Source organism: Pseudomonas sp. JV241A, from assembly GCF_900275665.1.
GTDB classification, from domain to species: Bacteria; Pseudomonadota; Gammaproteobacteria; order Pseudomonadales; family Pseudomonadaceae; genus Aquipseudomonas; species Aquipseudomonas wadenswilerensis.
The window spans coordinates 25632-38794 of sequence record NZ_OPYO01000029.1 but is presented as its reverse complement, the minus strand read 5'-3'; the positions used below and the strand labels follow the sequence as shown (position 1 = coordinate 38794).

At 62.9% G+C, this 13163-nt stretch carries 12 protein-coding genes; 7 read left to right on the top strand and 5 right to left on the bottom strand.

Features of this window, described 5'->3' with window-relative positions; all coding sequences use genetic code 11:
* Nucleotide 1: 1 nt before the first annotated feature.
* Nucleotides 2-1255, bottom strand: a complete 1254-nt coding sequence (locus JV241A_RS18555; protein ID WP_134063948.1) for an SMI1/KNR4 family protein — start codon at nt 1253-1255, stop codon at nt 2-4.
* A 148-nt stretch (nt 1256-1403) separates the two neighbouring features.
* Between JV241A_RS18555 and JV241A_RS18550 the strand changes: the two genes are divergently transcribed.
* Nucleotides 1404-1862: a carboxypeptidase regulatory-like domain-containing protein gene (locus JV241A_RS18550; RefSeq protein ID WP_115088296.1), complete on the top strand. Its 459-nt coding sequence runs from the start codon at nt 1404-1406 to the stop codon at nt 1860-1862.
* On the opposite strand, the gene JV241A_RS18545 is transcribed toward JV241A_RS18550, so the two are convergent.
* Nucleotides 1804-2754, bottom strand: coding sequence for a DMT family transporter (locus JV241A_RS18545; RefSeq protein ID WP_134063946.1), 951 nt, complete (start codon nt 2752-2754; stop codon nt 1804-1806). The two genes, JV241A_RS18550 and JV241A_RS18545, sit on opposite strands and share 59 nt — an antisense overlap.
* A 97-nt stretch (nt 2755-2851) precedes the next feature.
* Here JV241A_RS18545 and JV241A_RS18540 point away from each other — a divergent pair, with 97 nt between their 5' ends.
* Entirely contained in the window at nt 2852-3733 is an 882-nt protein-coding gene (locus tag JV241A_RS18540; RefSeq protein WP_115088514.1) for a LysR substrate-binding domain-containing protein, read from the top strand.
* Between the two features lie 48 nt (nt 3734-3781).
* Complete coding sequence (locus tag JV241A_RS18535; RefSeq protein WP_115088294.1) at nt 3782-4480, top strand: peptidoglycan DD-metalloendopeptidase family protein; 699 nt, start codon at nt 3782-3784, stop codon at nt 4478-4480.
* Between the two features lies 1 nt (nt 4481).
* Here the strand turns inward: JV241A_RS18535 and JV241A_RS18530 are convergent, their stop codons facing one another.
* The 3 genes from JV241A_RS18530 to JV241A_RS18520 are packed head-to-tail and all read right to left on the bottom strand — an operon-like array spanning nt 4482 to nt 8274.
* Nucleotides 4482-5780 (bottom strand): FAD-binding oxidoreductase, encoded by a 1299-nt coding sequence (locus JV241A_RS18530; RefSeq protein ID WP_134063944.1) that lies wholly within the window; start codon nt 5778-5780, stop codon nt 4482-4484.
* Nucleotides 5777-6865: a polyamine ABC transporter substrate-binding protein gene (locus tag JV241A_RS18525; RefSeq protein WP_134063942.1), complete on the bottom strand. Its 1089-nt coding sequence runs from the start codon at nt 6863-6865 to the stop codon at nt 5777-5779. Before JV241A_RS18525 ends, JV241A_RS18530 begins: the two co-directional genes overlap by 4 nt.
* A 50-nt stretch (nt 6866-6915) precedes the next feature.
* Complete coding sequence (locus JV241A_RS18520) at nt 6916-8274, bottom strand: glutamine synthetase family protein (RefSeq protein WP_115088513.1); 1359 nt, start codon at nt 8272-8274, stop codon at nt 6916-6918.
* Between the two features lie 174 nt (nt 8275-8448).
* Between JV241A_RS18520 and JV241A_RS18515 the strand changes: the two genes are divergently transcribed.
* The 4 genes from JV241A_RS18515 (at nt 8449) to nadA (ending at nt 13122) form a co-directional block, all read left to right on the top strand.
* Entirely contained in the window at nt 8449-9363 is a 915-nt protein-coding gene (locus tag JV241A_RS18515; RefSeq protein WP_115088291.1) for a helix-turn-helix domain-containing protein, read from the top strand.
* A 53-nt stretch (nt 9364-9416) separates the two neighbouring features.
* Nucleotides 9417-10286 carry an oxaloacetate decarboxylase gene (locus tag JV241A_RS18510; RefSeq protein WP_115088290.1) on the top strand — a complete coding sequence of 290 codons (870 nt, stop codon included), beginning with the start codon at nt 9417-9419 and terminating at the stop codon, nt 10284-10286.
* Between the two features lie 54 nt (nt 10287-10340).
* Nucleotides 10341-11837, top strand: a complete 1497-nt coding sequence (locus tag JV241A_RS18505; RefSeq protein ID WP_166675721.1) for a YdgA family protein — start codon at nt 10341-10343, stop codon at nt 11835-11837.
* A 226-nt stretch (nt 11838-12063) separates the two neighbouring features.
* Nucleotides 12064-13122: a quinolinate synthase NadA gene (gene nadA, locus JV241A_RS18500; RefSeq protein WP_115088288.1), complete on the top strand. Its 1059-nt coding sequence runs from the start codon at nt 12064-12066 to the stop codon at nt 13120-13122.
* Nucleotides 13123-13163 lie beyond the last annotated feature (41 nt).

The window sequence follows — 13163 nt, the reverse complement described above, 5'->3', positions numbered from 1 at the left end:
CTCAGGTGAACAGGCGCTGGCGCAGCGTGTCGATACGCTCGGCTTCGGCCAGGTAGTCAACGGCGCTGCGATTGCTGAACAGCTTGCCGGCCTTGATCCGTTTGGCGTCGCGTCGCTGCTGCTCGGCGCGCTCCAGTAGCGCTTCGCGCAAGGCGCTGGCACTGGCCGGCGAAGCTTCGAGCAGCGGGCGGGTCATGACCTCGGCGCTTGCCATGTGGTCCTGGGCAACGGCGCTCAGCACGGCGCCAGGTTCGCTCAAGGCGCCCATGCCCAGCAAGCGGGCAGCCAATGCCGGGGTGATCTGGGCTGCGCCCACCAGGAGGGTGTCTGCTTGCACGGGGACCCCCTGGTCGAGTAACCAGCTGGCAGCCTCCAGGTGCCCGTGCTGCAGGCAAGATTCCAGGCTTGCACCGCGACCGCGCAGTGTTTCGGTCAGATCGCAGCCCGCGTCGCGCAGCGTCTGCAAGCGCGGGATGTCGCCCTGTTCGGCGGCATCGAGCATCGCCAGCTGGCGAAGGCGCGGCTGATGGGCGAGGCTGCCGTCAGCCAGGGCCGGGCGCCAGTCGAGCAGGCGCTGACGCAGCAACGCCTCAAGCCTTGCCTTGAGCGCCACGCCCACCTCACCGGCCCCCTCCAGTTCATCCAGCGCTTCAAGCAGTTCGCTGGCGCTGCTGTACTCGGCCTGCGGGTCGAACGGGTCTTCTTCATAGGCCAGCAGGCGAAACAGTCCACCGACGTCATCAGCGATGCGCGCGAGGCTGTCCTGGTGCAGGCTGCCGGCCCAGGCCGGCGGCAACCCGCGGCTCCAGGCAATCACCGCGCCATGGTCCGGGCCCGGGGTGACGCAGACGTAAAGGCGCTCCAGGTACTCGAAACCTGCGAAAGGCAGGTAGTCCAGTTTACCGCTCCATGGGCGACCCTGTTCCCGGGCGGCTTCTTCGGCCTGTTCCAGTTCGTGTTCGATCCAGCCCCAGAGGTCGCGGTAGCCGTCGCTGTCCGGATAGAACAGTTCACTGAAGGAGAATGGGTGGCGATGGCCATCGTAGACCACCTCCAGGTCGTAGCCGACGCGACCGCCAAAGCAGGTCTGCCATAGCTGCAACAGACCGGCAGGCACCGGGCCGGCCAGGTGGGCTTCGACCCGGGCCAGAGCTTGTGCGTCGATGGGCGGTTGAGTGTCGAAGACCACGCAGCCTTCAAACAGAGCCAGGTGATGGGCTTGCAGCAGCTGATGTTCGGCGGGGGAGAGTTCCATTCGTGGTCCACCTTCAGATTGGGCCGCAGACTCTAGCACGGTACGAAATCGTCATTGTATTGCTCGCGACCCTCACGCCGAATCGATCTAAACGCCAGGGAGGAGCGGCGTAAAATGGTCTGTACGCTGTCGCGCAGGAGTCATGGCAATGAAATCCTTCAGCATATTGGCGTTTTCCACTGCATTGGCCGTTGTACTGCTGGCCTGGCCGGCGCAGCGCTTGCAGGCTTCGCAGTACCAGGAGCCTGTCGATATGTCCGGGGTGCAGCTGCAATCCCAGGAGCAGAATGGCGTAAGTTATGTCACCGGCGGTATCGGCATCGATGAGTCGCGGGCCATTCAGCAAGTCCAGGGCTACAACTTGCACCTGACGTTCTCCACCGGCCCGGAAAACAAGTACGTGCCGGATGTCGACCTGACGATCCAGGGGCCGCAAGGTCAAACCGTGCTGCAACTCAACCAGGTCGGCCCGATGGTCTACGTCAAGCTGCCGCCGGGCAAATACAACCTGGTTGCCTCGCGCAATGGCGAACAACAGCTGGGTGCGGTCACTCTCGTTCCGGGCGAGACAGGCAAGGTGAACCTGCATTGGAAGCAGGACAACTGAGCGCCGCAGGCACCCGGTTGACCAGCAGTATGCCGGTGATCACCAACGTCCCGCCGGCCAGCATGGCGCCGGTCAGTTGCTCGCCCAGCAGCAAGGCGCCGGCCATTACGGCGGTCAGCGGATTCAGGGCGATGAAGCTGCCGGCGCGGGTCGCTCCGATACGGGCGATGGCGTCGTAGTACATCACGTACGCCAGCGCCGAACCCACAGCCCCGAGATACGCCAGGCTGATCAGGTCGCGCGCCGACAGCAAGCGTATTGAGGCGATGCTCATGCTGGTGTTGACCACCGCGTGCAAGCTGAGCATCGCCGCCCCGGCGAACACCGCATAGGTCACGGTGTGCAGCGCGCCGATCTGCGTTACCACGCGGGTGCAGAACACACTGAAGATCACCCAGCTCAGCACGCAGCCGAAGATCGACGCATCACCGATCCAGTTGCCCTGGCCGATCGCCCCAGGCGCCCTGGCCAGCACCACGCAGCCGGCGCCCAACAGGCAGAGGGCGACGCCGAGCAGTTGGGCCCGGCCAAGGCGCTGCCTGAAACACAGGTAGGTCACGATCGCCATGACCGCAGGATTGCTCGCAACGATCAGTGAGGCCCTTGAGGCATCCGTGTACTGCAAGCCGTGGAAGAAGAACAGGGTGTAGGCATAGATCCCGAAAAAGCCCAAGCCCAGGATCTGCACGAGCTGGGACCCGTTAACCCGCACGAAACCTTTTTTCGAGACCAGCAGGATGATTATCAGCACCACGCTGGCCAGGATAAAGCGCAGGCTGCCGAGCAACAGTGGATCGATACCGCTGGCCAGGGCGCGGCCGGCGACAAAAGTGCCGCCCCAGATCATCGAAACCAGCGCGAGTTTCAGGTAGGTGCAATAGTGAGACGGCATGGGCGGACCTGGCTGACGAGGTAAAGTCGATGCGCCATACTGCTACGAATGCAAACTCATATGGAAATGAGCAATCGCTCATGGGATGTCGCTGCCGATGACCTTGACCCAGCTGGAAATCTTCGCCGTGGTGGCGGCGCGTAAAGGCTTCACCCTGGCGGCTTCGCAACTGAAAATCTCGCAATCGGGTGTTTCCCACGCCATTCGTGCCCTGGAGCAGGAGCTTGGCGTGGCCTTGTTCGAGCGTCAGCAGGGGGATATCGAACTGACGGATATCGGCAGCCGCCTGCTGCAACGGGCGCAAGCGATGCTCGGCCTGGCCGAAACCATGCGCCAGGAGGCTCTGGATGCCCTCGGGATGAAGCGGGGGACGCTGCGCATCGGCTCATTCGGGCCGACGGCCTCGGTGCGTTTGCTGCCGGCCATCCTTGCCGCCTATCGCCAGGCTTATCCCGGCATCGAGGTGCATGTCGACGAAGGCCCGGATCGCCAGGTGCTGCAATGGCTGCAGGAGCGGCGCATTGATGTCGGCTTTGTGGTGCTGCCCGAGGAGCAGTTCGATACCTGCCCGTTGCTGGAGGACCAGATGGTCGTGCTCATGCCCACCGACCATGCACTGGCGCAGCACCCCGCCGTGACCCTCAAGCAGCTCTGCCTCGACCCTTTCGTGTTGACCGAAGCCGGTTCCGCCGAGATCGTCTCGCGGCTGTTTCTCGCCGCCAGGCTGCAGCCACGGATTCGCTACCGCACCTCGCAACTGCTCAGCACCCTGGAGGTGGTCGCCCGCGGTGACGGGTTGAGCATCGTTGCCCAATCGTCCTTGCCGTTGCGCACGACCCTGGATTATGTGCAGCGCCCGCTCGATCCGCCGGTCATGCGTACGGTGGGGCTGGCGGTGGTCGATGAGCGAATCATCTCGCCAGCGACCCGCGCCTTTATCGAACTTGCACGGACTTTGCCGCGAAATGTCGCCGACTGATTTATAGTAGCGCCCTCGTCAATGGCGTCTCCGGGAAAAGGAAGTGGTGTGTTTTTCAGGTTTGTTCTGATCGCCGTAATGCTGGCGATGTCCGCATGCAGTTCGCATTCCCCAAGCCCCGGTACCTCTGCCAACAAAGTCGTGGCCGGCACCTACAAGGTCAAGCGCGGCGATACCCTGTATTCGATCGCCTCGCGCCATGGCTGGAGCTTCAAGGAGCTTGCGCGTTACAACGGCATCAGCGCGCCCTATGCGGTGAATGTCGGCCAGACCATTCGTTTCGGTGGTTCGAAAACCACCACGCGCACCACCACCACCCGTAGCACCAGCAGTGCCAGCAAGGCCAGGCCCGTGGCGCCGGCCACCAAGGTCACCCTGCGCGGGTGGGCGTGGCCGCTGCAGGGCACGGTGATCCGCCGCTACTCGTCCGCCGACAAGCTCAACAAGGGCATTCGCATCGCCGCCACTCCGGGGCAGCCGGTGTACGCCAGCCTCGGCGGCAAGGTGGCGTTCGCGACGAACATCCGTGGTTACGGCAACCTGATCATCCTCCAGCACGGCACCTCCCATGCCAGCGTCTACGGTCACAACAGCAAGTTGCTGGTCAAGGAAGGCCAGACCGTCAGCAAGGGCCAGAAGATCGCCGAAGCCGGCGACCTGGACACCGACCGGGTGCAGCTGTACTTCGAAATCCGCCAGAGCGGCAAGCCGATCGACCCGCTGAGCGTGTTGCCGGCGGCCGGCTGAGTTAGCCCAGCACCTCACGCAGGCGGTACCAGAACATCCCCAGGGCCAGCAGTGGCGAGCGCAGGGCCTTGCCACCCGGGAAGGTCAGGTGCGGCACGGCGCTGAACACATCCAGGCCCTGGCTGTGCCCGGCATGAATGGCCTCGGCCAATAGCCGCGCGGTCCAATGGGTGACGTTCAGGCCATGGCCGCTGTAGCCCTGGGCATAGAACACGTTCGGGTGCTGCTGCAGGCGGCCGACCTGGGGGAAGCGATTGGCGGTGATGCCGATCTTGCCGCCCCACTGAAAGTCGATGCGGGTGTCCGCCAGTTGCGGGAATACCTTGAGCATCTTCGGCTTCATGTAGGCGGCGATGTCCGCAGGATCGCGCCCGGAGTAGTGGCAGGCGCCACCGAACAGCAGGCGCCGGTCGGCAGACAGCCGATAATAGTCCAGACCGACCTTCTGGTCGCACAGCGACAGGTTCTGCGGAATCAATTGCTCGGCCTGCGTCTGTGACAACGGCTCGGTGGCGATGATGTAGCTGCCGGCGGGCAGTACCTTGCCGCTCAAGCGCGGCTCGAGTTCATCCAGGTGGGCGTTGCAGGCCAGCACCAGGCTGCCGGCGCGAACCGTGCCGTGGCGGGTGCGTAGCTGCACGGTGGCGCCATGGCTGATCTCCAGCACCGCGCTCTGTTCGAAGATACGTACGCCGAGGGACTCGGCCACGCGCGCCTCGCCAAGCACCAGGTTGAGCGGATGCAGATGGCCCGAACCGCGGTCGATCAGGCCGCCGGCATAGACGTCGGAGGCGACCACCTGATGCATCTGCCCGGGCCCGACCAATTGTGTTTCATGGCGATAGTCCAGCTCGGCCAGACTCTGCTGCTCGGCACGGAAGGCGGCAAACTGCGCCGGGGTGTTGGCCAGTTCGCAAAAACCCCAGCGCAGGTCGCAATCGATGCCGTGCGCGCGGATGCGCTCGGCCACTACTTCGACCGATTCGATGCCGGCGCGTTGCAGGTACTTCACCCCGTCCTGGCCGACGTAGCGGGCAAAGCCCTCGACCTCGTGGCCGATACCGCGAATCAACTGGCCGCCGTTGCGACCGCTGGCGCCCCAGCCGATGCGCCGGGCTTCCAGGAGGATCACCGAGAGCCCGCGCTGAGCCAGTTCGATGGCGCAGTTGACCCCGGTAAAGCCGCCGCCGATCACGCAGACATCAGCCTGCAGGTCGGCGCTCAGGGCAGAGTAGGGCGCCAGCTTGTGGGCCGTGGCGCTGTAGTAGGAGCGGGCGTGTTCAGAGGTGTACTGGTTCATTTGTTCGACTTCACTTTGCTCCAGGAGCGGGTCATCAGGCGCATGATCGCCGGCGTCGGGGTATTGGAGACATACAGCTTGTCCAGCACCTCTTGCGGCGGGTACACCTCGGGGTTGTTGACCAGTTCGGCATCCATGTACTGCTTGGCCGGCGGGTTGGCGTTGGCATAGCCGACCACGCCGCTGACCTTGGCGATCACCTTCGGGTCGAGCAGGTAGTTGATGAAGGCATAGGCCTCCTTAGGGTTGCTGGCGTCGGAGGGGATGGCCAGCAGGTCGAACCACAGGTTGCTGCCTTCCTTGGGAATGGCGTAGGCGATGTTGACGCCGTTGTTGGCTTCCTTGGCGCGGTTGGCGGCCTGGAACACGTCGCCCGAATAGCCGAAGGCTACGCAGATATCGCCGTTGGCCAGGTCCGAGACGTACTTGGACGAGTGGAAGTAGGTGATGTAGGGGCGCAGGGTCAGCAGTTTGGCCTCGGCCTTCTTGTAGTCTTCAGGCTTGTTGCTGCGTGGGTCCATGCCCATGTAGTTGAGGATTGCCGGGAACAGCTCGTCGGCCGAATCCATGAATGACACGCCGCACTGGCTGAGTTTTTTCAGGTTCTCGGGCTCGAACATCACCGCCCAGGAGTCGATGTGATCAATGCCCAACACCTGCTTGACCTTGTCGACGTTGTAGCCGATGCCGTTGGTACCCCACAGGTAGGGCACCGAGTGCTGGTTGTCGGCGTCGTTCTCCTGCAGGGCCTTGAGCAGCACCGGGTCGAGGTTCTTCCAGTTCGGTAGCTGCTCGCGGTCCAGTTTCAGAAAGGCCCCGGCTTCGACCTGACGGGCCAGGAAGTGGTTGGAAGGCACGACCACGTCGTAGCCGGTGCGGCCGGCCAGCAACTTGCCTTCCAGGGTTTCGTTGGAGTCGAACACGTCGTAGATGACCTTGATACCGGTGCTGCCCTGGAAATCCGCCAGGGTCGTTTCACCGATGTAGTCGGTCCAGTTGTACACGCTGACACTGGGCTGGGCCTGGGCCGCGGCGCTGACCAGCAGCGCCAGGGTTGCAGTAACGACTGTTTTCATGGGACGCATATCGACACCTTTTCGAATTGTTGTTTTCGATACTTGTTACAAGGTCGGGCTCAAACGCTGAGCAGCAGGAACTCGCGCTCCCAGGAACTGATCACCCGTTTGAAGTTCTCGTGCTCGGCGCGCTTGACCGCCACATAGCCGCGCACGAACTTGCTGCCCAGGTACTGCTCGATGGTCGGGCAGTCCTCCATGTGCGCCAGTGCGTCTTCGATGGTGATCGGCAGGCGCAGGTTGCGCCGTTCGTAGGCGCGGCCCTGCACCGGGGCGCTGGGGTTGATCTTCTCGACCATGCCCAGGTAGCCGCACAGCAGGCTGGCGGCAATCGCCAGGTAGGGGTTGGCATCGGCGCCCGGCAGGCGGTTTTCCACGCGCATGGCCTCGGGGCTGGAAGTCGGCACGCGCAAGCCCACGGTGCGGTTCTCTTCACCCCATTCGACGTTGACCGGCGCCGACGTGTCGGGCAGGAAGCGCCGGAACGAGTTGACGTTGGGGGCGAACATCGGCAGCACTTTGGGGATGTACTTCTGCAGGCCGCCGATGTGATGCAAAAACAGCTCGCTCATCTGCCCGTTGTCGTCGACGAAGATCGGCTTGCCGGTGGCGATGTCGATCACGCTCTGGTGCAGGTGCATGGCGCTGCCCGGCTCGTCACCCACCGGTTTGGCCATGAAGGTGGCGGTGACGTTGTGCTTGAGCGCGGCCTCGCGCATGGTGCGCTTGAACACCGTGATCTGATCGGCAAGGTCAAGGGCGTCGCCGTGACGGAAGTTGATTTCCATCTGCGCCGGGCCGTCTTCGTGAATCAGCGTGTCGAGGTCCAGGCCCTGGGCTTCGCACCAATCGTAGACGTCTTCGAACAGCGGGTCGAATTCGTTGGCGGCATCGATCGAGAACGACTGCCGGCCGCTTTCGGCGCGGCCCGAGCGGCCCAGTGGCGCTTGTAGCGGCAAGTCCGGGTCTTCGCAGCGCTGGGTCAGGTAGAACTCCATCTCCGGGGCGACGATCGGCTGCCAGCCCTTGTCGGTGTAGAGCTTGAGGACTTTCTTGAGCACGTTGCGTGGCGACAGTTCGATCGGGTTGCCCTGTTTGTCGAAGGTGTCGTGAATGACCACGGCGGTCGGCTCGATGGCCCATGGCACCACATACACCGCCGCTGAATCCGGGCGGCAGACCATGTCGATATCGGCAGGATCGAGCAGGTCGTAGTAGATGTCGTCGTCGACAAAGTCCCCGGTTACCGTTTGCAGAAGCACACTTTCCGGCAGGCGCATGCCTCGTTCATGCAGGAACTTGTTGGTCGGTGCGATCTTGCCGCGGGCGATACCGGTCAGATCACTGACCACGCACTCGACTTCGGTAATCTTGTGTTCTTTCAGCCACGCAGACAGCTGATCGAAAGGGGCATTCATAAAGACCTCGTTGTTGGTTTTATCCACGCCAGGACCGGCAGTTGCGACCGGCTTGCCACCCAAGCGGCTTCCCCTGTAGCGCGTTGAGGTCTATCTTGGGTGACGCGTGCGCATTCGATCTATCCACTTTCAGCAAGACTAAAATGCACCAAAAGAGTGCATAAAGAGCAGCTCATGACAGCGTCAACGCCTTTGCGGGTCCAAGCTTTCAACACCGCCGATGTCACCGAACAGGTCCGTGCCACCCCGGGCTGGACCCAGCACTACCAACAGATGTCTCCCGGGCATTTCGCCGGTCAGCTGCGCTGCCTCGACCTGCACGGCGTGGAGATCTACGAGGAGTGCATGAACACCCGGGTCGAGCAGAACTTCAGTGCGCCGGCCGGCTCCCTGGCGTTCTGTTTCGACCGCAGCGACCACAGCCTCTACGTGCTCAATGGCGAAAGCCGCAACATCTGGATCACTCCGGAGAACTACCAGGAAGTGGCCGTGGTGTTCGGCCCGGAATTCGTCCAGCGCCACGGCCTGGACATCGCCCGCCTCGACGGGCTGTTCATGGCGCCGCTGAACTCGATGCAGAACGAGCTGTTCAGCCGCTGGTTGAGCGGGACGCTCACGCGCATCTCGCAGACCATCGACCCGCCAAGCCAGGATGCACTGGCCGAACAGCTGCTCGAAGACTGCCTGTTCATCCTCGATAACGCGTGCATCTGCCTCGATCGCGGGGCGTTATGGCGGCGTACCGAGGAACGGGCGATCATGCGTAAAGTCGGTGAATGGGCGGCGGACTGTCCTGAAGAAACGCTTAACCTGATGGAGCTTTCGCAGGTCGCCGGGGTGTCCTTGCGCCAGTTGCAGCATGCCTTCAAGACTTTCACCGGCATGGCCCCGGCGCAGTGGTTGCGCCTGCGCCGGCTCAACAGTGCACGGCGAGAACTGCTCAGTTGCGGGCCCAGCGACACCACCGTCGCCGAGGTGGCCATGCACTGGTCGTTCTGGCACCTGGGGCGGTTTTCCGACAGCTACCGCAAGCTGTTCAAGGAACTGCCCAGCGAGACCCTCAAACGCGCGGCGCTGTCAGTCAGATAGCCACCAGTGGTAATGTTCGACCTACTAAATGAAGTCGATAGCCTGGAAAGACCATGCCAAGAGCCTCCCACCAAGACCTGCGTCGCGCGTTCCGTCAACTGCTTGCCTCCCCTGCCTGCTACCACACCGCCTCCGTGTTCGACCCGATGTCGGCGCGTATCGCCGCCGATCTGGGCTTCGAGGTGGGTATCCTCGGGGGCTCGGTAGCCTCCCTGCAGGTGCTGGCCGCCCCTGACTTTGCCTTGATCAGCCTCAGCGAATTCGCCGAGCAGGCGACGCGGATCGGCCGGGTGGCCCAGTTGCCGGTGATCGCCGACGCCGACCACGGCTATGGCAACGCGCTCAACGTGATGCGTACGGTGACCGAACTTGAGCGTGCCGGGATTGCCGCGCTGACCATCGAGGACACCCTGCTGCCGGCCCAGTTCGGGCGCAAGTCCACCGACTTGATCAGCATCGCCGAAGGCGTCGGCAAGATCCGTGCAGCGCTGGAGGCGCGGGTTGACCCTGAGCTGTCGATCATTGCCCGCACCAACGCGGCGCTGATTCCTACCGAAGAAGTCATCGCCCGCACCGTGGCCTACCAGAACGCTGGCGCTGACGCCTTGTGCATTGTCGGCATCCGCGACTTCGAGCACCTGGAACAGATCGCCGCACACCTGAGCGTGCCGCTGATGCTGGTGACCTACGGCAACCCGCAATTGCATGATGATGCGCGCCTGGCCGAGCTGGGTGTGCGCATTGCCGTCGATGGTCATGGCGCCTACTTTGCCGCGATCAAGGCCACCTACGACTGCCTGCGCGAGCAGCGCGGCATCACCTGCAGCACCTCGGACCTGAGCGCCACCGAACTCACCCATACCTACACGCAGCCGGACGACTACATCGTCTGGGCCCGCGAGTACATGGACGTCAACGAATAGGCCGCAAGGCTTAGCCAAAGCAACAACTCTCTACAAATGGAAGCGAAACAATTCATGAAGAAATCTACAGGCGTACTCGGCCTCGCAGTGGTAGTGGCAGCGGCATGCACCGCGGGTGCCTGGTACACCGGCAAGCAATTGCCCGGCGTGCTCGAAACCACCATCGCCGAATCCAATGCCCAGACCAAGCAGGCGCTGCTGGGCATGGAAACCACTATGGAGCTGCAACTGGTATCGCTGGACAGCCGTCTGTTCAGCAGTACCGCCAAATACCGCCTCAAGGTGCAGAACCTGCAGGTTGGTGAAGAAAGCAAAAGTTTCGAGCTGAATTTTGTCGACCAGATCGAACACGGGCCGTTTCCGCTGTCGCGGGTCAAGGCACTGAAACTGATGCCGGTCATGGCTGCCAGCCACTACGCCCTGGAAAAAGACGCTGCCACTGCTGACTGGTTCGCCCTGACCAAGGACGTTTCGCCGCTGCAAGGCCAGGTTGCCTACGGCTACGATCGCTCGATGGACAGTGCTTTCCAGGTGGCGCCGATCGAGTGGAGCAAGGACGGCTCGTCGCTGAAGTTCTCCGGGTTTGAAGTCAGTGGCCACGGCAACGAAGGCGCCGAACATGTGCAACTCACCGGCCAGTCGGCCGGCCTGAGCCTGAACCTGGTCGACCCCGACAGCAAAGTGCTGAAAGTCGAGATCAAGGGCCTGAGCCTGACCGGCGACATGACCAAGACGCCGTTCGGCTTCTATGTCGGCAAGATGGACATGGCCGTGGCTGACACGGTCGCGACCTTCGGCGACGAGCAGAAGGTCCTGGCGCTCAAGGGCCTGGCGCAGAACAACGAGTACAAGAACGACGGTGACAAGCTCTCGGTGCGCATGGAATACAAGGTTGCCGACATCAACTTCGACGGCAAGGCCATCGGTGCCGGCGAGATGGTCTGGAGCCTCAAGCGTCTCGACATCCCGGCCATGCAGGCGCTGATCGGCTGGTACCAGAGCCGCCTGCCGGAGTTCCAAAAGGCCGCTGCCGAAGGTGAAGGCATGCCGGACCTGGCGATGACCGAGGCCGAAACGGCCCAGGTGCGCAGCGATGTGCAGCGTCTGCTGGCGGCCAAGCCGCAGATCGCCCTGGAGAACCTGTCGTTCAAGACTGCCAATGGCGAAAGCCGTTTCAACTTCAGCGTTGACCTGGCCAACCCGAGTTCTCTGGAGTTGCCACCGCAGGAGCTGTACAAGCAGTTGATCACCCAGCTGCAGAGCAAGCTGTCGCTGTCCAAGCCGATGATCGGTGACCTGGCGACCCTGCAGGCGCAGTTCGAAGGCCAGACCGATGCTGCCATCGTCTCCCAGCAAGCGGCCCAGGCCGGGGAAATGGTCAGCATGATGGCGGTGCAAAGCCAGATGGCCAAGGTCGAGGGCAACGACATCGTTACCACGCTGCACTATGCCGATGGCATGGTCGACTTCAACGGCCAGAAGATGACCGTCGAGCAGTTCGCCAGCGTGATCATGGCCAATGCCAGCGCCATGCAGGCGACAGGCGGTTGATGTTCAGGCCCGGGGCGCCCGCCCCGGGCTTGTTTCACTAAAAAAACCTTTTGAATTCATCCGATTATCTGTAGCCTTCGGCATCCTATAAAAACCCGAGGCCGCAGCTGGTCCGTGGTTCTGTGTGCAAGGCTGTTTCGCCCTGCCTGCGGAGCCTGTAGCCGATTTGCCAGGGCTCGGTGATACACTCGACTTACGCGCTCAAGCGCCTGCAGGTCCAGCGATCATGACCCAGATTTCCGAACGCCTTCTCGTCCAGGCTCACCTCGATGCCAAGCAGCCCAAGCCGCTGACGCCCGAGCAAGAGGCCGACTACCGTGCCGCCATCGCCGCCGAGCTCAAGGCGCAAAATGCGGTGCTGGTTGCCCATTACTATTGCGACCCGGTGATCCAGGCCCTGGCCGAGGAAACCGGCGGCTGTGTGTCCGACTCGCTGGAAATGGCCCGCTTTGGCAAGAACCACGCAGCCACGACCGTGGTGGTGGCCGGTGTGCGCTTCATGGGCGAGACGGCCAAGATCCTCACTCCGGAAAAGCGCGTGCTGATGCCGACCCTCGAGGCGACTTGCTCGCTCGACCTCGGCTGCCCGGTTGAAGAGTTCTCGGCGTTCTGCGACAAGCACCCCGAACGCACCGTGGTGGTGTATGCCAACACCTCGGCGGCGGTCAAGGCCCGAGCTGACTGGGTAGTGACTTCCAGCTGCGCGCTGGAAATCGTCGAAAGCCTGATGGATAACGGCGAGACCATCATCTGGGGCCCGGACCAGCACCTGGGCCGCTATATCCAGAAACAGACCGGTGCCGACATGCTGCTGTGGGACGGTGCCTGCATCGTTCACGAAGAGTTCAAGTCGCGCCAGTTGGCCGACATGAAGGCGCTGTACCCGGATGCGGCGATTCTGGTGCACCCGGAATCGCCTGAGGCGGTGATTGACCTGGCCGATGCGGTCGGTTCCACCAGCCAGCTGATTGCCGCGGCGCAAACCCTGCCGAACAAGACCTTCATCGTCGCCACCGACCGCGGCATCTTCTACAAGATGCAGCAGCTGTGCCCGGACAAGATCTTCATCGAAGCGCCCACCGCCGGTAACGGCGCGGCCTGCCGCAGTTGCGCGCATTGCCCGTGGATGGCGATGAATACCCTGGAGCGTACCTTGCAGTGCCTGCGTGAAGGCAGCAACGAGATCTTCGTCGAGCCGGCGCTGATCCCTCAGGCGATCAAGCCGCTCAAGCGCATGCTCGACTTTACCCAGGCGGCGCGGATGAAGCTGTCCGGTAACGCCTGACGGCCCCATCGCTGGCAAGCCAGCTCTCACAGGTTCGGTGC